Origin of the sequence: Pseudomonas sp. BIGb0278, from assembly GCF_024809895.1 — a bacterium.
GTDB lineage: Bacteria > Pseudomonadota > Gammaproteobacteria > Pseudomonadales > Pseudomonadaceae > Aquipseudomonas > Aquipseudomonas shirazensis.
Genome location: NZ_JANUEL010000009.1, coordinates 1 through 21,794, shown reverse-complemented (window position 1 = coordinate 21,794; position 21,794 = coordinate 1). Strand labels below are relative to the sequence as shown.

At 61.8% G+C, this 21,794-nt stretch carries 18 protein-coding genes; 9 read left to right on the top strand and 9 right to left on the bottom strand.

Annotation, left to right across the window (positions count from 1 at the left end; genetic code table 11):
• Nucleotides 1-353: 353 nt before the first annotated feature.
• The 9 genes from M2396_RS23060 to M2396_RS23020 all read left to right on the top strand — a co-directional run bounded on the left by M2396_RS23060 (nt 354) and on the right by M2396_RS23020 (nt 9,974).
• Complete coding sequence (locus M2396_RS23060) at nt 354-1,601, top strand: ribonucleotide-diphosphate reductase subunit beta (protein WP_259078898.1); 1,248 nt, start codon at nt 354-356, stop codon at nt 1,599-1,601.
• A gap of 447 nt (nt 1,602-2,048) precedes the next feature.
• On the top strand, nt 2,049-3,287 hold the full coding sequence (locus tag M2396_RS23055) for an OprD family porin (protein ID WP_409035116.1): 1,239 nt from the start codon (nt 2,049-2,051) through the stop codon (nt 3,285-3,287).
• Between the two features lie 184 nt (nt 3,288-3,471).
• Nucleotides 3,472-4,278, top strand: coding sequence for an NAD(P)-dependent oxidoreductase (locus M2396_RS23050; protein WP_150570950.1), 807 nt, complete (start codon nt 3,472-3,474; stop codon nt 4,276-4,278).
• 28 nt (nt 4,279-4,306) lie between these two features.
• The gene (locus M2396_RS23045) at nt 4,307-5,191 is read left to right on the top strand and encodes a glucurono-1,5-lactonase (protein ID WP_181108946.1); all 885 of its coding nucleotides are present in this window, start codon (nt 4,307-4,309) and stop codon (nt 5,189-5,191) included.
• A gap of 57 nt (nt 5,192-5,248) precedes the next feature.
• Entirely contained in the window at nt 5,249-6,220 is a 972-nt protein-coding gene (locus tag M2396_RS23040) for a TRAP transporter substrate-binding protein (RefSeq protein ID WP_150570951.1), read from the top strand.
• 62 nt (nt 6,221-6,282) lie between these two features.
• The gene (locus tag M2396_RS23035) at nt 6,283-6,810 is read left to right on the top strand and encodes a TRAP transporter small permease (RefSeq protein WP_181089951.1); all 528 of its coding nucleotides are present in this window, start codon (nt 6,283-6,285) and stop codon (nt 6,808-6,810) included.
• A complete protein-coding gene (locus tag M2396_RS23030) occupies nt 6,811-8,091 on the top strand; it encodes a TRAP transporter large permease (protein WP_101321779.1) in 1,281 nt (426 codons plus the stop codon).
• A 54-nt stretch (nt 8,092-8,145) separates the two neighbouring features.
• Complete coding sequence (locus M2396_RS23025; protein WP_101321780.1) at nt 8,146-9,072, top strand: EamA family transporter; 927 nt, start codon at nt 8,146-8,148, stop codon at nt 9,070-9,072.
• 29 nt (nt 9,073-9,101) lie between these two features.
• Nucleotides 9,102-9,974: an aldose 1-epimerase gene (locus M2396_RS23020; protein ID WP_101321781.1), complete on the top strand. Its 873-nt coding sequence runs from the start codon at nt 9,102-9,104 to the stop codon at nt 9,972-9,974.
• On the opposite strand, the gene M2396_RS23015 is transcribed toward M2396_RS23020, so the two are convergent.
• The 9 genes from M2396_RS23015 to M2396_RS22975 form a co-directional block, all read right to left on the bottom strand.
• A complete protein-coding gene (locus tag M2396_RS23015; protein WP_150570954.1) occupies nt 9,967-10,866 on the bottom strand; it encodes a LysR family transcriptional regulator in 900 nt (299 codons plus the stop codon). The two genes, M2396_RS23020 and M2396_RS23015, sit on opposite strands and share 8 nt — an antisense overlap.
• 69 nt (nt 10,867-10,935) lie before the next feature.
• Complete coding sequence (locus M2396_RS23010) at nt 10,936-12,966, bottom strand: pyridoxamine 5'-phosphate oxidase family protein (RefSeq protein ID WP_259078897.1); 2,031 nt, start codon at nt 12,964-12,966, stop codon at nt 10,936-10,938.
• 30 nt (nt 12,967-12,996) lie between these two features.
• Nucleotides 12,997-13,626, bottom strand: coding sequence for a glutathione S-transferase family protein (locus M2396_RS23005; protein WP_259078896.1), 630 nt, complete (start codon nt 13,624-13,626; stop codon nt 12,997-12,999).
• Between the two features lie 144 nt (nt 13,627-13,770).
• Nucleotides 13,771-14,325: a UPF0149 family protein gene (locus tag M2396_RS23000; protein WP_150570957.1), complete on the bottom strand. Its 555-nt coding sequence runs from the start codon at nt 14,323-14,325 to the stop codon at nt 13,771-13,773.
• Between the two features lie 100 nt (nt 14,326-14,425).
• Nucleotides 14,426-15,418 carry an asparaginase gene (locus M2396_RS22995; RefSeq protein ID WP_150570958.1) on the bottom strand — a complete coding sequence of 331 codons (993 nt, stop codon included), beginning with the start codon at nt 15,416-15,418 and terminating at the stop codon, nt 14,426-14,428.
• Complete coding sequence (locus M2396_RS22990; RefSeq protein WP_150570959.1) at nt 15,415-16,575, bottom strand: hypothetical protein; 1,161 nt, start codon at nt 16,573-16,575, stop codon at nt 15,415-15,417. Before M2396_RS22990 ends, M2396_RS22995 begins: the two co-directional genes overlap by 4 nt.
• A gap of 9 nt (nt 16,576-16,584) precedes the next feature.
• Nucleotides 16,585-17,481, bottom strand: a complete 897-nt coding sequence (locus M2396_RS22985; RefSeq protein ID WP_150570960.1) for a nitrilase family protein — start codon at nt 17,479-17,481, stop codon at nt 16,585-16,587.
• 144 nt (nt 17,482-17,625) lie between these two features.
• The gene (locus M2396_RS22980) at nt 17,626-19,563 is read right to left on the bottom strand and encodes an FAD-dependent oxidoreductase (protein ID WP_150570961.1); all 1,938 of its coding nucleotides are present in this window, start codon (nt 19,561-19,563) and stop codon (nt 17,626-17,628) included.
• Between the two features lie 226 nt (nt 19,564-19,789).
• A complete protein-coding gene (locus M2396_RS22975) occupies nt 19,790-21,433 on the bottom strand; it encodes an acetolactate synthase large subunit (RefSeq protein WP_259078893.1) in 1,644 nt (547 codons plus the stop codon).
• Between the last annotated feature and the right edge of the window lie 361 nt (nt 21,434-21,794).

Here is a 21,794-nt window from a genome sequence, read left to right as displayed (position 1 = left end):
TGCTCGTTGAGCCATCGAAGGTTACCGAATCTCTGTTAGAAAAAGAGGTTGGAGACACGACATGAAGCCCACCGAATCGCGGTTTTCCGTTACAATGCTGCCCCTCAAAAAGCGTCTCAACATGATCACTGCTTTCGAAGAATGGCACTGCTGCCCCACGTCTGCGGCAGCAGGTGCGCCAATCCAGCAAATCGTTCCTGAGCCTCACGCTCGTTGAACACGCAACCCAGAATTCGAGATCGTGCGGGAAATCTTCCGAGCCGGGGCATTGTCCGCGCGGTCTCAAGCAGTATCACATCATCTTAAAATCCAATGGTCGCCTTGGGGCGGCCCACAAGCGGAGCTACACAACCATGCTGAGCTGGGACGAATTCGACAAGGACGAAGCCGAAGTCACCACCAAAGGCCCAAGTAGCACTCAAGCCAGCCAGCCGGGTATCGACAAACTCGACAGTGCCGGTGGTGCTGCTGCGCTAGAAGCACGAGGTATTACCGCGACCGACTCAGATGCGGTCAAGCGTGCCAAGGCAGCCCTGAATGACCTCGACATCGCAGAAGGCCTTGCCGAACTCGAAGGGTCCTCGGCCCGCGTCGCGGTTGACGAAAAACGCATGATCAACTGCCGTGCTGACCTCAACCAGCTGGTGCCCTTCAAGTACGACTGGGCTTGGCAGAAATACCTCGACGGCTGCGCCAACCACTGGATGCCGCAAGAGGTCAACATGACCGCCGACATCGCGCTCTGGAAGGATCAGAATGGCCTGACCGATGACGAGCGCCGCATCGTCATGCGCAACCTCGGCTTCTTCTCCACTGCCGACTCGCTGGTTGCCAACAACCTGGCCCTGGCCGTGTACCGCCTGATCACCAACCCCGAGTGCCGCCAGTACATCCTGCGCCAGGCCTTCGAAGAGGCGATCCACACCCACGCCTACCAGTACTGCATCGAGTCGCTGGGCATGGATGAAGGCGAGATCTTCAACATGTACCACGAGATCCCGTCGGTCGCGAAGAAGGCTGCCTGGGGCTTGAAGTACACTCGCGCCATCTCCGACCCGGAATTCAACACCGGCACCCCAGAGACCGACAAAGAACTGCTGCGCAACCTGATCGCCTACTACTGCGTGCTGGAAGGCATCTTCTTCTACTGCGGCTTCACCCAGATCCTGTCGATGGGCCGTCGCAACAAGATGACCGGCGTTGCCGAGCAGTTCCAGTACATCCTGCGTGACGAGTCGATGCACCTGAACTTCGGTATCGACGTGATCAACCAGATCAAGATCGAGAACCCGCACCTGTGGGATGCGGCGATGAAGGAAGAAGCCACCCAGATGATCCTGCAAGGGACCCAGCTGGAGATCGAATACGCTCGCGACACCATGCCGCGCGGCGTGCTGGGCATGAACGCAGCGATGATGGAGGACTACCTCAAGTTCATCGCCAACCGTCGTTTGACTCAGATCGGCTTGAAGGAAGAGTACCCAGGCACCACCAACCCGTTCCCGTGGATGAGCGAGATCATGGACTTGAAGAAAGAGAAGAACTTCTTTGAGACGCGTGTGATTGAGTATCAGACTGGTGGGGCGTTGAGCTGGGATTGATCTTGGTGAAGCCCTGAAACGGGCTGTCAGCTGGATTATTGGGGCCGCTTTGCGGCCCCTTTGCTTAATCTGTCATACGATGTCTGTAGCAACCCCAAACACCCCGCACCAGAGCCCTCGGGCGCGCATCATCCCCTACCCCGCCGCTGAATCCCGCCTAACACCCCATTGACAAGCTTTTTCCCCGCCGTTAATAATCCGCAAAGTCGTACGACAACACACAACAAAAACAACAATTCAGTGAAGCCCCTATGACGATCTCAGCCCTCCTCCACGCTGTTCGCCTTCGCCGTCCTCTTCAGCCCAGCACTGCCCGCGGCAGCTAGCCTTCGCGCGCAGGCTCGAAACCGTTTGGCCTGACCGGCCTCGCCTACCCCCGCCACTGCCGCTGGCCGCTTGCACGCGCCTGGCATACGGAAAGCTTTACCCTCAGGGAGCACAACAATAATGAAAATCCGCCAACATCTTCCCCTCGCGCTGTTCAGCGCAACCGCCCTCGGTGCATTGCCGCAGGTGAGCTTTGCCGCAGGTTTCATGGAGGACGCCAAGGCCACGCTGGGCCTGCGCAACTTCTACATCAACCGCAACTTCGTCGACCCGGCCAACCCGCAGAGCAAGGCCGAGGAATGGACCCAGAGCTTTATCCTCGATGCGCGCTCGGGCTTCACCGAGGGGCCGATTGGCTTTGGTGTGGATGTGCTGGGGATGTGGTCGGTCAAGCTCGATGGCGGTGGCGGTACCTACGGCACCGGGCTGCTGCCGCGGCATGATGATGGCCGGCCGGCAGATGACTATGGCCGCCTTGCAGTGGCGGGCAAGGCGCGGATCTCCAAGACTGAGTTGAAGATCGGCGAGTGGATGCCGGTGCTGCCGATCCTGCGCTCGGACGACGGTCGTTCGCTGCCGCAGACGTTCCGCGGCGGTCAGGTGACGTCCAACGAGATCGCCGGGCTAACCCTGTACGGCGGTCAGTTCCGGGGCAACAGCCCGCGTAACGACGCGAGCATGGACGACATGATCTACGGCGGCGCTGCCTCGGACCGCTTCAACTTCGTTGGTGGTGAGTACAAGTTCAACCAGGACCGCACCTTGTTCGGGCTGTGGAACGCGGTACTCAAGGACGTCTATCAGCAGCAATACCTGCAGGTCAGCCACAGCCAGCCGATCGGCAGCTGGACTCTGGGCGCCAACCTCGGTTACTTCCAGGGTGAAGACGACGGCGCCAAGCGCGCGGGCGAGCTGGACAACAAGACCTACTCAGGGATGTTCTCGGCCAAGGTCGGCGGCAACACCTTCTATGTCGGCCTGCAGAAGGTCAGCGGCGATACCTGGATGCGGGTCAACGGCACCAGTGGCGGCACCCTGGCCAACGATAGCTACAACGCCAGCTTCGATAACGCCAACGAGCGTTCGTGGCAGGCGCGGCATGACTTCAACTTCACCACTGTCGGCGTCCCTGGGCTGACCCTGATGAACCGCTACATCAGTGGCCGCGAGGTGCACAGTGGAGCGGTTACCGATGGCAAGGAGTGGGTGCGTGAGTCGGAGCTGGCCTATGTGATCCAGAGCGGTACGTTCAAGGACTTGAGCATCAAGTGGCGCAACTCGACCATTCGCCGCGACTTCAGCAGCAACGAGTTCGACGAGAACCGGTTGATCTTCAACTATCCGTTGTCTCTGCTGTAACAGCGGTTTATGGGGTGTCAGTGCTGGCCTCTTCGCGGGTGAACCCGCTCCCACAGGGGTCGCTGGGAGCCTGTGGCAGTGACAAAAACAGACACGGCAAGCATTGACAACCTTGCGAATCACTACCGATAATCCAGCACAGTCATACGACAACCTACAACAACTCAAAACAAACGAGCTTGCCATGACTATCACACCGTTCAAGCGCCTGCTGCTCACCGGAGCCGCAGGCGGCCTCGGCCAAGTGCTTCGCGAGCGCCTCAAGGGCTACGCCGAAGTACTGCGCCTCTCCGACATTGCACCCATGGCACCTGCCACCAGTGCACAGGAAGAAATCGTCGAATGCGACCTTGCCGACAAGGCCGCCGTGCACCAGTTGGTCGAAGGCGTCGACGCCATCTGCCACTTTGGCGGTGTTTCGGTCGAGCGGCCTTTCGAAGAAATCCTCGGCCCAAATATCTGCGGCGTGTTCCACCTCTACGAGGCGGCGCGCAAGCATGGGGTCAAGCGGATCATCTTCGCCAGCTCCAACCACACCATTGGCTTCTACCAGCAGGACCAGCAGATCGACGCCCACGCTCTGCGCCGCCCGGACGGCTACTACGGGTTGTCCAAGTGCTACGGCGAGGACGTTGCCAGCTTCTATTTCGATCGCTACGGCATCGAGACCGTCAGCATCCGCATCGGCTCGTCGTTCCCCGAGCCGCAGAACCGGCGGATGCTCAGCACCTGGCTGAGCTATGACGACCTGACCCAACTGATCGAGCGCGGCCTGTTCACCGAGAAAGTCGGCCACACCGTGGTCTACGGCGCCTCGGCCAACCGTGACGTGTGGTGGGACAACCGCCATGCCGCGCACCTGGGCTACCAGCCGAAGGACTCCTCCGAGGTGTTCCGCGCCAAGGTCGAAGCGCAACCAGCGCCAGCCGCCGACGACCCGGCGATGGTGTATCAGGGTGGCGCGTTTGTCGCTGCCGGGCCATTCGACTGATTCACCACGCGCAAGGAGGCTGTCTACCGTGAACTACGAACTGATCGTGGATGCGCGCAATGCCACCGGCGAAAGCCCGGTGTGGGATGTTGCCGAGCAGGCGCTGTACTGGGTCGATATCCCTGCCGGCCAGCTGCACCGCTGGACGGCCGCAGATGGCGCTCATCAAAGCTGGCAAGCGCCGCAGATGCTCGCCTGCATCGCACGCTCGGCCAACGGCAGCTGGATTGCCGGCATGGAGGATGGCGTTTATGCGCTGACTGCCAATGCCCAGGGCAAGCTCGACAGCCGCCTGCTGAGCGCGGTTGAACATGGCGCCAAGGGCATGCGCTTCAATGATGGCCGCTGCGACCGCCAGGGTCGCTTCTGGGCCGGCAGCATGCTGATGAACATGCAGCAGGCGGCGCCGCTGGGTGCCCTGTATCGGTACGACGGCGAGGGCCGGCCGCTGCACCTGCAGCTGGACCAGATGATTGTGCCCAACGGCCTGGCGTTCAGCCCGGACGGCACGCGCATGTACCTGTCCGACTCCCACCCCGACGTGCAGCGCATCTGGCAGTTCGACTACGACATCGACACCGGTACCCCGCACAACCAGCGCCTGTTCGTTGATATGCGCGGCTTCCCGGGCCGGCCTGACGGCGCTGCCGTGGATGCCGACGGCTGCTACTGGATCTGCGGCAACGATGCAGGCCAGGTGCACCGCTTCACTCCCGATGGACGACTGGACCGCTCACTCAATGTGCCGGTGAAAAAGCCGGCGATGTGCGCCTTTGGTGGGCGCAACCTGGACACCTTGTTCGTGACCTCGATCCGCCCCGGCGGCGACCTGCACGATCAGCCGTTGGCCGGTGGCGTGTTCGCCCTGGACGCGGGCGTGCAGGGTCTGCCAGAAACAGCCTGGCGCGGCTGAACCGAATCCCGCTGCACCCGTGCGATACCCAAATAATAACAACACTGGAGCGTCACCATGGTCTTCAAACGCAAGCTGCTTCTGGCCGTACTCCCGTTGGCGATCAGCCTCTCCGGCACCGCCTCGGCGCTGGATATCAAGTTCGCCGAGATCCATCCGGCCGGCTACCCGACCGTAGTTGCCGAGCAGAACATGGGTAAAAAACTCGAAGCCGCCAGCAATGGCGAGATCACCTTCAAGATGTTCGCCGGTGGCGTGCTCGGCTCGGAGAAGGAAGTCATCGAACAGGCGCAGATCGGCGCGGTGCAGATGACCCGGGTCAGCCTCGGTATCGTCGGCCCGGTGGTGCCGGATGTGAACGTGTTCAACATGCCGTTCGTGTTCCGCGATCATGAGCACATGCGCAAGATCATCGATGGCGAGATCGGCCAGGAGATCCTCGACAAGATCACCAATTCCGAATTCAACCTGGTCGCCCTGGCCTGGATGGATGGCGGCACGCGCAGCATCTACACGAAAAAACCAGTGCGCAAGATCGAAGACCTCAAGGGCATGAAGATCCGTGTGCAGGGTAACCCGCTGTTCATCGACATGATGAACGCGATGGGCGGCAACGGCATTGCCATGGACACCGGCGAGATCTTCAGCGCCTTGCAGACCGGGGTGATCGACGGCGCGGAAAACAACCCGCCGACCCTGCTCGAGCACAACCACTACCAGAGCGCCAAGTACTTCACCCTGACCGGCCACCTGATCCTGCCTGAGCCGGTGGTGATGTCCAAGACCACCTGGGAAAAGCTTACGCCTGAGCAGCAGACCCTGGTGAAGAAAGTCGCCCGTGAAGCGCAGATGGAAGAGCGTGCGTTGTGGGACGCCAAGTCGGCCGCCAGTGAAGAGAAGCTCAAGGCTGCCGGGGTGGAGTTCATCGTGGTCGACAAGAAGCCGTTCTTCGACGCCACTGCGCCAGTGCGGGAAAAGTACGGCGCGCAATACGCCGATCTGATGAAGCGTATCGCCGAAGTCCAGTGACCTGCGGCTCCCTCCCCAGCTAGATGCGGCTGCACGGCTACGTGCAGCCTCGGTGGTGCTTTATGAAAACACTTGTGTTGCGTGTCAACGATACCTTGTACAGCGGTTGCATCTGGGTGGCGGGGCTGTCGATCCTGACCATGACGCTGATCATTCCCTGGGGCATTTTCGCCCGTTACGTGCTCGGCAGCGGCTCGAGCTGGCCGGAGCCGGTGGCGATCCTGCTGATGGTGGTGTTCGCCTTCATCGGCGCGGCCGCCAGCTATCGGGCCGGTGCGCACATGGCGGTGACCACGGTTACCGACCGCCTGCCACCGGCACGCCGCAAGGCTGTAGCACTGCTGGTGCAAGTGTTGATGCTGCTGGTCTGCGCGTTCATGACCTTCTATGGCATCAAGCTGTGCGTGACTACCTGGAACCAGTTTCTCGCCACCCTGCCGTCGATTCGTGTGGGCATGACCTACGCGCCGATCCCGGTCGGCGGGGCGATCACCCTGCTGTTCGTGCTGGAAAAACTCTTCTATGGCGATCAGAGCCATCGCCAGGTGATGCGCTTCGATGTCGTCGAAGAAAGCGAAGGAGCTGCATAAATGGATGCGTTCATTTTGTTGGGCAGCTTCATCGCCCTGATCCTGCTGGGCATGCCGGTGGCGTATGCGTTGGGCCTGGCCGCTCTGGTCGGGGCCTGGTGGATAGATATTCCACTGCAGGCAATGATGATTCAGGTTGCCAGCGGGGTTAACAAGTTCTCGCTGCTGGCGATTCCGTTCTTCGTGCTGGCCGGCGCAATCATGGCCGAGGGTGGCATGTCGCGGCGGCTGGTGGCGTTTGCCGGGGTGCTGGTGGGGTTTGTCCGTGGCGGCCTGTCGCTGGTCAATATCACCGCCTCGACCTTCTTTGGCGCGATCTCCGGTTCGTCGGTGGCCGACACCGCATCGGTCGGTTCGGTGCTGATCCCGGAGATGGAGCGCAAGGGCTATCCGCGTGAGTTTTCCACGGCGGTGACCATCAGTGGCTCGGTGCAGGCACTGCTGACTCCGCCCAGCCACAACTCGGTGCTGTACTCGCTGGCGGCCGGTGGCACGGTATCGATTGCCTCGCTGTTCATGGCCGGGGTCATGCCAGGGCTGTTGATGAGCGCGGTGTTGATGGGCCTGTGCCTGATCTTCGCCAAGCGCCGCAACTACCCCAAGGGTGAGGTGATCCCGCTACGCCAGGCGCTGAAAATCGCCGGTGAAGCGTTGTGGGGCCTGATGGCGATGGTGATCATCCTCGGCGGCATTCTGTCCGGGGTGTTCACCGCGACCGAGTCGGCGGCGATTGCCGTGGTCTGGTCGTTCTTCGTGACCATGTTCATCTACCGCGATTACAAGTGGCGCGACCTGCCGAAGTTGATGCACCGCACGGTGCGGACCATCTCGATCGTGATGATCCTGATCGGCTTTGCCGCAAGCTTTGGCTACGTGATGACGCTGATGCAGATCCCGTCGAAGATCACCACGCTGTTCCTGACCCTGTCGGACAACCGTTACGTGATCCTCATGTGCATCAACTTCATGCTGCTGCTGTTGGGCACGGTGATGGACATGGCGCCGTTGATTCTGATCCTGACGCCGATCTTGCTGCCGGTGATCACTGGCATCGGCGTCGACCCGGTGCATTTCGGCATGATCATGCTGGTCAATCTGGGCATTGGTTTGATCACGCCGCCGGTGGGCGCGGTGCTGTTCGTTGGCTCGGCCATCGGCAAGGTCAGCATCGAGGCGACGGTCAAGGCACTGCTGCCGTTCTATGTAGCACTGTTCCTGGTGCTGATGGCAGTGACCTACATCCCGGCTATCTCGCTGTGGCTGCCGAGCGTGGTGCTGTAACTGTGACAGGCGGGCCTGCGGGCCCGCCCTCCCCCTGCAAATGGATTTGTGCACATGGCTGTCGCCTCCTCTTCGAATACCTCACTCTTCCCGCGCAAGCTGGCGGTGGCGCTGTTAGCGCTGCTGGCTTGTGCCTTTGCCGGCAACCACATCGCCGCGCGGATCGCCTTTGATAACGACACCGGCGTGCTGCTGGCGATTCTGTGTCGCTCGGGCATCACCCTGCTGGCGTTGGCGGCGCTGGTGCTGTGGCAGCGCCAGTCGCTAGGCCTGCCCGCAGGTTCGCGACGCTGGCAACTGCTGCTGGGCCTGCTGATTGCCACCCAGAGCCTGTGCCTGTACTCGGCGGTGGCGCGGATCCCGGTGGCGCTGGCGCTACTGGTCGGCAACACCTTCCCGATTCTGTTGGCGCTGCTCAGCTGGGCCCTCGGCGGGCCGCGACCGACGCGGCGCACCGTGCTGCTGATGGGGCTGATTCTGCTCGGTCTGGTGCTGGCGCTGGATGTACCGTCACGCCTGGCCGACAGCGCTGAGGCCAACCCGGACTGGACCCTCGGCGTGAGCCTCGCCTTCTGCGCTGCCTGTGTGTTTGCCTGTGCGTTGTGGATCACCGATCACAAGCTGGCCGGCGTACGCGGACCGGTGCGTAGCTTGCTGACCCTGATGATCGTGTTCGCCAGCATGCTGGTAGCCGGGGTCGGCGGCTGGGTGCCGGCGGGCTTGTCGCTGCCCAGCAGCAGCGCTGGCTGGATCGCTCTGGCCAGCCTGGTGGTGCTGTATGGCGTGGCGTTTACTCTGCTGTTCGTCTGCGTGCCGCGGCTGAACATGGCGCAGAACGCGCCGGTAATGAATATCGAGCCGATTGCCACGCTGTTGCTGGCCTGGGCCTTGCTCGATCAACGCCTGAGCGGCATGCAGTTGATCGGTGGCGCGGTGGTGGTCTGCGGGATTGTACTGCTGACCTATCGGCGCTCGGCCTGATCACCGTGTTTGCACCTGGAGCTTGCTGAATGGCTTTATTCGAACTGGATCTTGAAGACCGTCTGACACGCCTGAGCCTGGCCCCGGAGCTGGGCGCCAGCCTGGTCAACTGGCAGGTCAAGGACAGTGGCCAGGCGTTGCTGCGCCATAGCGATCAAGCGGCGCTGGACAGCGCTACGCCAAGGCGCCTGGGTTGTTATCCGCTGGTGCCGTGGTCCAATCGCATCGACAGCGGTGGCTTTGCCCGCCCTGATGGCTGGCTGGCATTGGCCGCGAACACCGAGCACTCGCCCTACGCGATCCATGGCAGTGCCTGGCAGCAGCCTTGGGTGGTGACTCATCAAGGCACTGATCATGCTTGCCTGACGCTGGACAGCGAGCTGCCTTTTGCCTATCGGGCGGTAATGCATGTCAGCCTCGACGAGGGCTGCCTGAGCCTGGATCTGCAGGTTACGCATCTGGATGAATTGCCCTGCTGGCATGGGCTTGGGCTACACCCGTACTTGCCTCGCCATGCTGATACCTTGCTGCTGGCACCGGCGCGTCAGGTATGGGTAGGCGATGAGGGTTGCTTGCCATCGCGTCAGGTTGAAATCCCGCCCGAATGGCGCTTCGGGCAGTTGAGTGAGCTGCCAACGACAGTTGTCGATCACGCCTTCAGCGGCTGGCAGGGCGAGTGCACGATTGTCCAGCCGGCAGCCGGCTATCAATTACGCTGCAGCGCCAGCGGAGCCGACCATTACCTGTTGTTCTGTCCGCAGGACCAGCCGTTCTTCTGCTTCGAGCCGGTCAGCCATCCGATCAATGCGCACCATTTGCCTGGGCGCCCAGGCTTGCGCCTGCTGCACAAAGGCGAGCACGTTAGCCTGGGTTTCAGAATGCAGTATCAAGCGCTCAATTGAGGTAGTGGTGCGCGCGAAGGTTACTCGCCAGCCGGTCGATGAACGCCCGCACCTTGGTCGAGCCGTATTTGCTTTCGCGGTGCAGCACATGGATCGGCCACGGCACTTGCTCGTAATCCTCGAGCACCACCTGCAAGCGCCCCGCCGCCAGCTCCGCTGCCACTTGATACGACAGCAGCCGCGCGATGCCCAGACCTGCCGTGGCGGCGACGATTGCCGCGTCGTTGCTGGTCACCGTCAGCCGGGGCTTGATCCGCACCTGCACAGGCGCCTGCTCAGGGCCAAACGTCCAGTCCAATCGCGGTGACACGCCGCTGGCTGCGATCATCGTATGCTCGGCCAGCTCGGCGGGATGCTGCGGTTTGCCGTGGCGCTGTAGATACTCAGGCGAAGCGCACAACAACCGGCGCACCTGGCCGACGCGCACAGCCTTCAGCCCCGAATCGGGTAATGGCCCGATGCGCACGGCAACGTCCATGCCCTCCTCCACCAGATTGACTACCCGATCGAGAAAGTAGGCGGACACGTCCACCTCAGGGTAAGCCTGCAAGTAGTCAACGATGCACGGCATGACAAAGGCTTTACCGAACAGCAGTGGCGCGGTCACCGACAGATTGCCTTTGGGTGCGGCGTTGATCCCGGCCGCCGCCTCGTTGGCCTCGTGGATACTGGCGAGGATATTGCGACTGTCTTCCAGGTAGCGGCTGCCGGCCTCGGTCAGGCGCACATTGCGCGTGGTGCGCTGCAGCAGCTTGACCCCGAGCGCCTCTTCCAGGGCACTGACCGCCCGCGTCACTGCCGCCGGCGACAGGCCGAGCTTGCGCGCCGCTGCGGCAAAGCTTTCCAGCTCACCCACCGCAATCAGCACCTTCATCAGATGGATCTGATCCATGCCCCGCCCCCGTATCAATCCTGCTGCGATTATTCCCGGGGCGGGCGGCTGATCACAAGGGTGCATCGATCAAAGATCCAGCACCAGCGGCTGGCCGCCGTCATCTGCCGGTACAGCGCAGCAGATCAGCACGCTGCCGCTCTCGGGCAGCTCGGCGGGCGGCTGCGGGTAATGCACCTGGCCGCTGACGATGCGCGTCTTGCAGGTGCCGCAGGAACCGCCACGGCAGCTGAACTCAGGCGTCAGCCCGCGGCGCTCGGCCAGTTCCAACAGGCTGCCGGAGCCAGGCGTCCAGCGCGCCTCCTTGGCCGAGCCGGCAAAATGCACCGGTACCGGCTGACTGGCTGCAGGTGGCTGCTGCAGCGCAGGCTGAGCACCGTCGCCGTGACGAGTCAGCGTCGACGGGCCAAAGGCCTCGGCATGGATGCGCGCGTCCGTCACGCTCAACCGGCGCAGGCCGTCATAGATATCCTGGGTGAAGCTGGCCGGGCCGCAAACGTAGAAGTCGTAGTCATCCAGCGCCAGGCGCGCTTTGATCTGCTCGATGCCCAGCCGACCGGCCATCTCGAAGTCCTGGCCAAGTACCGCTTGAGCTTCGGGCTGGCTGAGCGCTCGGTACAGGTGCAGGCGATCGCCGGCCTGCTGTTGCAATGCACTCAGTTCCTGGCCAAATGGCAGCTCGGCCAGGCTACGGGCGCCCTGGAACAGATAGATCGACCGCCTTGCACTGAGCGCCAGCTGCTCGCGCAGCATCGCCAGCAGCGGTGTAATGCCGACCCCTGCCGCGATCAGCACCAATGGTCGCTCGCTACTGCTGTCGAGCTTGAAGCTGCCCACCGGCTGGCGCACGTGCAGCACATCGCCGACGCCCACCTGCTCATGTAGGTAGCGCGACGCTGCGCCCTGCTGCTTGACGCTGATGCGCAGGTAGCCGTCCGAGGGCGCGCTGGACAGGCTGTAGGTGCGGATCACGGAGGATTGCGCATCAAGCGGCAAGCGCAGTGGGATGTGCTGCCCAGGCGCGAAGGTTATTGCTGAGCCGTCTGCGGGTTGCAAATAGAACGAGCGGATATCACGACTCTCCTGCTCGACCCTGCTCACCCGCCAGCCGAGCCAGTCCTGCTGGCGCTGAGCCTGTTGCAGGCGTTGCTGCGCTTCAGCCCAGGTGCCAGTGGCCAGGCTGGTTGGCGCATAGGCCTCGAAGTCCCAGCGCAGCGACACTGCCGCGGGGCGTCGTACTACCTGCTCGACCTCCAGTACCCACAGCCGCTCGGCGCCTTCGAATGCCTCGGTCAGCGGGCTGTCCAGCAGCAACTCGGTGCGCCCTGACAGCTGCAGCACGTCGCCACTGACATAATCCACGAACAGCAAGCCGGCGCGTGGATTGACCAGTAGATTGCCCAGGGTATTGAAGTGCAGGTTGCCAGCGTAGTCCGGGATGGTCAGGCGATTGCCCTCGACCTTGACGAAGCCGGCCCGCCCGCCACGGTGGGAAACATCCACCGAACGCTGACCGTCGGCATGCTCGACATAGCTGGCGACGAACAAGGTGTCGGCGGCTTCGATCAGTGCTGTGGCACATGCGTCCAGCGAGGTCGCGTCCTCGCGGGGCTGCGCGCCCCCTTCGACACGCCGATAGTTGCGCAGCTGGATATATTGTGGGCAATTGCCGAAGGCGTGCTCGACCTGCACGTCAATTTGACCAGCTAGCGCCGTTTGAATCACGCCATTGATACGGTTGCGCCGACGCGTGTGCAGCTCGATGCCGAGCATGCCAATCGCCTGCCCGGCGGCCAGCCCAGCGGCGGCTGGATCATCCTTGGCAAGCTTGGCGGCCAGGCGCAGCTGACGCGGATCAGGCGAACTGACAAAGCCGTCCGCTCCTTCGATCAAGGTCGCCCAGGGCCTGCCCTGAGGGTCAACGCTGGCGGCAATCATGAACGGCAGTTGCTGGTAGAACTGGCGGTGCTGGTCGGGCATGTAGTCACGAATGACCTTCTGCCCGAACACTGCCATCCGCTCGGCCACGCCGGCCTTTTCTTGCAGGGCTCTCTCGCCGGCGTGCCAGGGCGAGCTCGGCTCATTGGATTGCGTATGCATGACGGCGTCCCTCGGAGGGCGTGGGCCAGATCAGTCGGCGCTGTGCAGGCCGGCGGCAGTGCGCGGCATGGCGACAAAGCCGGGCAGCGCTTCGATGCGGGCCAGCCAGGCGCGGACGTTGCCGTACGGCTCCAGCGACACATTGCCCTCGGGGGCGTGGGCGATGTAGGAGTAGTTGGCGACGTCGGCGATGGTCGGGCTGGTGCCAGTCAGGAAGGGTTGGGTGGCCAACTCCTGGTCGATCACGGCGAGCAGGTTGTGTGCGCGGCCGATCACTTCCTCCGCATTGAAGGAAGCGCCGAAGACGGTAATCAACCGCGCCGCAGCGGGGCCAAAGGCCAAGGGGCCGGCGGCAACCGACAGCCAGCGCTGCACCTTCGCCGCGGCCAGAGGTTGCTCAGGCAGCCAGTTACCCTGATCGTAGGTCTTGGACAGGTACACGAGGATGGCGTTGGAGTCGGCGATGACCGTACCGTTATCGTCGATCACCGGGACCTGGCCGAACGGGTTGATGGCGAGAAACGCGGGCTGCTTGTGCTCGCCCTTGGCCAGGTCGACGAAGATCAGTTCAGTCGGCAAGCCGAGCAACGACAGCATCAGCTCGATGCGGTGGGCATGGCCGGACTTGGGGAAGTTGTAGAGCTTGATAGGGGCTGGCATGGTCCTGACTCCGTGGTGGGTGGATGACGCAGACAATCCTGCGCCCATCCGCCAACCAATAGAATCAGTGCCCGTGACAATCCATAATTTCGCCAGGCGAAATAATCGTTCAGTTGATCACGGGCCTGCCGCACACCTTGGGCATTAGTGGCGATGTTGCTTCTGGTAGCGATACAAGCCACGCGCGGCGTCGATCACCAGTGGCACGCAGGCCTGAAGTTCATCGAAACTCATCGAGTCGAGCAGTTCGAAATTGTCTTCCAGGCCATGCAAGGAAATGGCCTTGAGCAAGGCGTCCTGCTCTGGGGGCAGCTCGCCCCACTGCGCGACTTGCGTGCCGCGCATGTAGCCGAAGCACCACTCTTCCAGAATGATCGCTACGCCCTCTTCGCCTTCACTCTCTTCGAACAACGGCTCGAAGTCATCCAGCTGTTCGGCCAACTCCGCGGCCACGTCGTTGCAATAGCGCAACATCAGCGCGGTGTAGGCTTCCTCATGGGCTGGACGCTTGAACTTCGGCACCTTGCCGCCGCTGACTGCCGGCAACCACTGCTCAGGGTTGACCTTGACCGGAGAACTGGCCAGTGCGGTGAAAAAGCCATTGAGCTCGGCCAGGTTCAGCACCGAGAAATCGTTGCCGTAGGTGATCAGCAAATCTTCGAGGCGGGCGAGTTCTTTTTCTTCAAGACGGGGCAGCATGGTTCGGTGGATTCCTGCACTACGGGATATGCAGGCACCCTAGCATAGCTAGCCGGCTTTGGTGGCAGGTTGCAGTGTGTGCCGCCACAGCCGGCGTCGCTCAGTACTGACCCAGATGCTCCTCGAGGGCTTGTTCAAGACCACAGCCGAGGAGCAGCCAGAGCAGAATCCGGCATTTGCGCGGGCACAAGCGCCCGGCCATCAGCATCCGTTTGCTGCGCAGGTCAATCTCGCCGCCGACAAAGCCATAGGTGGCAGTGGCCGTCGGCCCGCTGCCGGTGCGCGTGGCGATCACCACCGGTATCTGTTCGGCGATCCTTTGCAGTGCCTCGGCCCAGCTTGCCGATACGTGGCCGGCACCGAAGCCGGCTACCACCAACCCTGCATAGCCGAGCTTGGGCAGCGCCTCCAACAGACCGGTGTCGGCATCCAGGCTCGCTTCCAACAGCGCGACGGTATGGCCACGATTGGTGGGTAATGGCAAGACACTACGGGCAGCACCAGGCTGGCGATATACCGGCTTGCCCTCCAGCAGATAACCGTCACAACCATCACCCGGCGAGGCAAAGGCCGCCATCGCCAGGCTAGCGACCTTGCGCACTTTGGCAGCGCTGTGGATTTCATCATTGATGACCACCAGCACACCGCGCCCGCGACTGCTTGCTGCCAACCCGACCTGAGCTGCGGCGAGCAGATTGGCTGGCCCATCGGCGCCCGGCTGGCTGGCCGAGCGCATCGCGCCGGTCAGCACCAGCGGGGTTGGCGATGACCACAGCAAGTGGAGGAAATAAGCCGTCTCCTCAAGCGTATCGGTGCCCTGGGTAATGACCACGGCCTGGGCGCCCTGCTCTACCTCAGCTTGCGCCCAGGCGAGTACTTCGAACAGTTGCGCAAAGCCCAGTGACGCGCTTGGCAGCAAGCACAGGGTGGCCGTTCGCAGCTCGGCCAGCTCCGCCAATTGCGGGACTACCGCCAACAGGCCCAGGCAGTCGAGCGTAGGGGTGACGCCTTGCCCTGGTGCCGCCGCCTGCATGCTGACGGTGCCCCCCAGGCTGCCAACCGAGAGTACTGCTCGCTTGCTGATGTGAGTCATCCTGCTTCTCCTGCAATCAAACTGAGCAACGGCACTATCGCCAATGTGCAGATCGCCATCGACAGCACGTTACCGATATAGCCGTGCATATAGCTCGGCAGCCGGGAACTGATCGCGACCGCCAGCGGCGGCGCGAAAAGGGCGCCGAGGCTGGCGCTGAGGAGCATGACCTGCCAGCTACCGCCCAGAGTCAGCAGCGCGGCTGGCACCACCGAAACGATAGGAATGTAAGTTGGATACCAGCCGCGTGCAATCCACTGTCGCCGCCACAGCAATACGCCCAGCAACGAAGCCAGCGCCTGGGCTGCGACCATTTCCAATACCAGCATTGAGCCATACACCGCGGCTGCAGGCGCCAGTACATGAGCCAGCAGAACCCCAAGCAGGAGGCCAAGGCTGGCCCACTCATTGCCGAAGAACGGTGCTTCGCTGAAATCAGCCAGCACCCGGCGCAGCGTCCAGAGCACGCCATGGTCAGGTTTGGCGTTGATGGCTGGAGTATCGTTCAGAGCAGAATTGCGGCGCTCTTCCAAAAGCCCCGGGAAGCGTTTGTACAGAATAAACGCCACTGCGCTGGCCAGCGCCATGCCCAGCACATTGCCAACCACCACCGGCAGCTGCAGCGGGTAACACACATAGTTGACCAGCAGCAGGCTGGCAGGCGTGACCAATACCGCGCCCAGCAGTGCGCCACTGAGCGCCACCCGCCAACCACCTCCAAACAGCAGCACCATCGCCGCCGGCAACGAGACGAAAGCGACGAAGGTGGGTTGCCAGTCGCCGCTGGCCAGCGTCCACCCCCACAGCACATGGCTTAGCAGCAACCCCAGCAGCGAACTGAGCAACAGCCATGGCCATAAACCGGTGCCGTAGCAGATCGCGAAACCCTGCCAGCGGCGCCCGTTTCGATGTGCCCAGTGGCCAATCCCGGCGCCCAGCAACAGGCCAAGCGCTGGCAACTCATGCTTGTAGAAAGCGACTTCACTGATGTCGCCGACAATCCAGCGCAGGTAGCTGATGGGTTGCTCTAGCGTCGACGCAACCTGCGCGTAAACGGGCCAGTCGCCAATCAGCACCAGCGCCACCAGCACGCCGGCCAGCCCGATCAGGAGCAGTTCCAAGGCACCGCTGGGCGATGCCGATCGAGTACGGTTCATCACCCCTCCTCAGCGCGGCAGCGCTGGATGCAGGCGATAACCGAGGGTCTCATCGTAGAGGTCGGTGCGGCGGTCGCGAGGCAGGTCGTTGAGGCTGTTCCAGATCGGCGCACTACGCGCAGCACTCAGGTCGACGTCGGCATAGACGATGCACTCAGCCTCGGCCTCGGCAACCTGGCCGATGGGCCAGCCGTTGGTACCGGCAATCAACGAACAACCGAGAAAGCGTCCGCCACGCTCTTTGCCGATGCGGTTGGCCGCGGCGATATAGACATTGTTGACGTGGGCTGCGGTCATGGTCAGGTAAGACGCCATGCAGCGCCCGGCATCATCGAACAGCGGCGGCGGCGTCCACACCCAGTTGTTCAGGCTGCAGATGATATCCGCGCCCTGCTGCGCCATCAGCCTGGGTACTTCGGGGAACCAGATATCCCAGCAAATCAACAGGCCGATACGCCCGATGGGGGTCTCAAACACCGGAAAGCCGAGGTCCCCCGGTGTGAACCAGAGCTTCTCCTGATTCCACAGGTGCGCCTTGCGATAGTGCCCGAGCAGGCCATCGGGGCCGAACAGCACGGCACTGTCATATAGCTTGAGGCCATCACGCTCGGCGAAGCCAGAAGCCAGATAGACCTGATGCTTGCGGGCGAAGTTGCTCCACGCCTCAAGGCTGCGACCGCCGTGCAGAGGCTCGGCATGGGCATAGGCCTCGGCGCGGGTATGGAAGGTGTAGCCGGTATTGGCCAGCTCGGGCAGCACAATCAGCGTGGCACCTTCGCGCACGGCCCGGCGAGCCAAGGCCAGGCCTTTGCTCAGGTTGCCGTCACAGTGTTCGAGACCCACTTGCGGGTCGTACTGGATGACAGCAATGCGTACCGGGCTAACGGCATTGGGGGTATGGGGCATGGTGGCTTCCTTGTTGTGGTTATGGGAAGGAGGCCAGTAAAGCGGGGATGGCAAAGTTTCCGACAGCCAGGCGGCTCCGGCAAAATCGTAGGAAAAATCTACGGCGTAGGCAGGAAGCAGACAGGGTCCCTGCCCCGCTCCGGCTCAGCTTTGCAGTTGGTAATGCGGATAATCAGCCAGGGTGAAGCCGCCGTTGAATACTGCACCGCTGCGCTCGCAGATATTGATCACCGCGTCGATGGCAGTGCGCAGGCATGGTTCGGTCCAGCCGGCATCGACTGAAAACGATTCCCCGACGAGATACAGCCCGGAACCAGCTCCGAGATCGCGATTGTATTTCATCAAGCTGACGGCGTCGTAATAGGTCCCGGCTCGGTATAGTTTGGCGCAGCCCAGCGCATTACTATCTGTTACCCAGTGTTGAATCTGGATGTTGCTGGCATCGACGTAGGGCGATATCGGCTGCTGGATATTGGTGCAGCGCATTAGGATCCTGTCGAGCTCGGCCAGGCACTTGTGCCCAAGCTCAACATCTGTGAAAGCCGCCAGTTTGGTCGCATCGTCCTCCCAGGTGTAGCTCAGCAGAATGCAGTCTTGGGCATAGTGAGCGTTGTAGCGATATGCGTAGACATCGTGGACGAAACTGTCGGTGACCAGGATCTGCGGGATCTTGCAGCCCTCGTCGAAGAAGCGCTTGCTCAGTGGCGCGTAGACCTTGCAACTGGTCTCCCAGTGAGCAGTCTTCCAGGCCTTGATGATGCGCTGGGGTAACTCTGCAGAGCTGAACCCCTGGAGTTTGATATTGGTCTCGATCAACCATGACGGAAGGGTAACGATCACGGCGTCATAGTCACCGCTTCGTAATTGCTCGTTGTGGGGGCTACTGTGGTGCCAGCGGTAATCGACCCTGATACGGCCATCAGCCAACTTGCGTAGCCCACAGACGGCGCTGTCGGTAAGCAGACCATCTTCACGCGCAGCGAGATGGGCATACAAGGATTTATCGGACTGCTCGATGGGCATGAACAACAGACACTCATCCAGCGCCGCCAACCCGAGATAGCGCGGCCCCTGAAACATCAGCTCGCTGCTGTCAGGCAGCGCGGGCCGGCCCAACCAAGGCGCAGCAAGAGGTACACCCCGTTCATCTACCCGACCGTGAACCAATTGCAGGTGACTACTAAAGCCAAAGATGGCTGTACGTAGCGGGTACAGGCAGCAGACGTCATAAAACGCGCCCCAGCTGCCGTCGCCGATGCCGATGGAATAGAAGATGGCCGACTCATCGGCATCCATGCCCAGCCCGCCGAAGTCCCCTGGATTATCTTCACGCCATAGCTCTAGAGCTGGCAGGCGAACCAGATCCCTGAAGGACAGTTGATAGTAGCGAGCGACAATTGCAGCCCAGAATTTTTCCCAGGCGACGGTCCCGTAGACCCCGGCAACGCGCTCGGCGAGTTGCTCGGCAAAACGCTTCCACTTGCCCTGAACAGTTTGCAGGCGAGCTGTAGGGGGCGGCGATTCGCCGGTTGGGTTTCGCCAGACCAACAGCGTTGGCTCAGCGCTGTCGTCAAATTGCCCTTCTTCCAGGTAAATACCTGTACTCGTTACCCAGGGAGTGCCCGGATTTGGAAAGTCCGAGAGATGCAGATCGAACAGGCTGGTGTAGTACGCAATTAGCGAACGGCCGTCTCTGGGCGACTCACCGGTGCGGTTGAAAAATGGCATGCGCATGGCACCCATTTCGAATGGGGTCGAGGGTTGCGGGTGTGGCTGAGTCGCACTAGGTATGGTCAGGTGTCTGCCACCGACGCGCTGGGCCTGTTCGATCAGGGTGATATTGCTGAAGCCGCAGCGCAGCAGCTCTCTGGCCGCGGTAAGCCCGGTGACGCCTGCACCGACAATACAAATGCGCTGATCCTTCTGAGTTGCCTGAGCGACACCGCCTTGCTGTTCAACCAATCGGCGATAGTCAAAACACAGGTCTGGTGGATTGGGAAAGCGTGCAGCCCAAGGTTGAGCCGGAAGCGCTGGCTCTACGGCGAGATCTGCGGGATGGTTGTGGGTAGATCCAATGGTCATTGCCTCAGTCCTTCGAAGTAATCGAAGGGCAAGCTTGAGGCTACAGCAGCTTTACTTGGCGGGATGTAATTACCACGCGGTCAGCATTTTAATAGGGCCTGGCGTGCGATATCAGCTGCAAGGCCATTTCAGCACAAAGCCGCTCCTGCACGGAAATACAGCTGTTGAGGCTGCACTTATCCAGCAGAAGCGGCTTTGTACATATAGGCCCTGATTGACCTAAGCGTTACACCGCCAGCGCGCGCTCACGCAGCTCGCTGTTGAGGATGCGGTCGTTCTCGCTGTAGTCGACCGGGCAGTCGATCACGTGCACGCCTGGGGTCTTGATGCAGTGCTCGAGCAGCGGCAGGAAGCCTTCGGCGCTTTCTACGCGGTGGCCATTGGCACCATAGGCTTCGGCGTATTTGACGAAGTCGGGGTTGCCGTAGTCCAGGCCGTAGTCGGTGAAGCCCATGTTGGCCTGCTTCCAGCGGATCATGCCGTAGCCGTCGTCACGCAGGATCACCACGGTGATGTGCATGCCCAGGCGTACCGCGGTTTCCAGTTCCTGGCTGTTCATCATGAAGCCGCCGTCGCCGCACACGGAAATCACCGGGCGGTCCGGGTAGACCAGGTGCGAGGCCATCGCCGATGGCAGGCCGGCACCCATGGTTGCCAGGGCGTTGTCGAGCAAGACGGTGTTGGGCTTATGCGCCTTGTAGTTGCGGGCAAACCAGATCTTGTAGATGCCGTTGTCGAGGGCAACGATGCCTTCGGACGGCAGCGCGCGGCGGATGTCGGCGACCAGGCGCTGCGGGTATACCGGGAAGCGGTCTTCGTCGGCGCCTTCGGCGATCTGTGCTTCGTTGGCCTCGCGAATGGTCAGCAGACGGGTGAAGTCCCAGTGGCTGGTATCGGTCAAGGCTTCGCCGATCTGCCAGACGGCGTTGGCGATGTCACCGATCACTTCGATCTGCGGGAAGTACACCGCATCGACTTCGGCAGAGCGGAAGTTGATGTGGATGACTTCGGTGCCGCCACGGACCATGAAGAACGGTGGCTTCTCAATGACGTCGTGGCCGATGTTGATGATCAGGTCGGCGGCTTCGACGGCGCGATGGACAAAGTCTCCCGACGACAGCGCGGCGTTGCCGAGGAAGCGTGGGTGGCGCTCGTCGACCACGCCTTTGCCCATCTGAGTGGTGATGAAAGGAATGCCGGTCTTGTCGATCAGTTGCTTGAGGACCTTGGCGGTCATCTTGCGGTTGGCACCGGCGCCGATCACCAGGATCGGGCTGCGCGCGTTCTGCAGCTTCTCGACAGCGGCTTCAACGGCCTTGTGCTCGGCCAGCGGACGGCGGCTCAGGCTTGGCGGGATCGGCATGCTGTCGGTTTGCTCGGCAGCGATGTCTTCAGGCAGCTCGAGGTGCACAGCGCCGGGCTTTTCTTCTTCCGCCAGACGGAAGGCTTCGCGCATGCGTGCTGGGATGTTGTCGGCCGAGGCGAACTGGTGGGTGTACTTGGTGATGGGTGCCATCATGCCGCACACATCGATGATCTGGAAGCGACCCTGCTTGGACTTCTTGATCGGCTTTTGGCCGGTGATCATCATCATCGGCATACCGCCCAGGTAGGCGTAGGCACTGGCGGTCACCAGGTTGGTCGCGCCTGGGCCGAGGGTCGACAGGCTAACGCCGGTCTTGCCGGTCAGACGGCCATAGGTGGCGGCCATGAAGCCTGCGGATTGCTCGTGGCGAGTCAGTACCAGCTTAATCTTCGACTTGCGCAGGGATTCGAGCAGGTCGAGGTTTTCCTCACCAGGGATGCCGAATACATACTCGACACCTTCATTTTCCAGGCATTGCACAACGACATCGGCGGCCTTAGCCATCTTGCTTGTTACCTCAAGTAATTGGACGCCGGGGACGTCCAGGACGGTCAGCACAGGGGTGCTGAAAGAGTCTTTGCACAGGCGCAAGGTGCCCGTGGGTTAAGTCTTGACGTTGAGGGTGCAGGAGAAAGTCACGTCATCAAAGTGCAATATTGTCGCACCTTCGAGGTGGGGTATGTCGAGGCGTTTGGCAGGGAGGTAGATTTGGGTGCCAGATGCAGCCGCAGTTTTCCGGATCGCGGAAAAGACAAAACCCCTACCTGCTCGCGCAGATAGGGGTTTTGCGAAATGAATCTTGACGATGACCTACTCTCACATGGGGAGACCCCACACTACCATCGGCGATGCATCGTTTCACTAC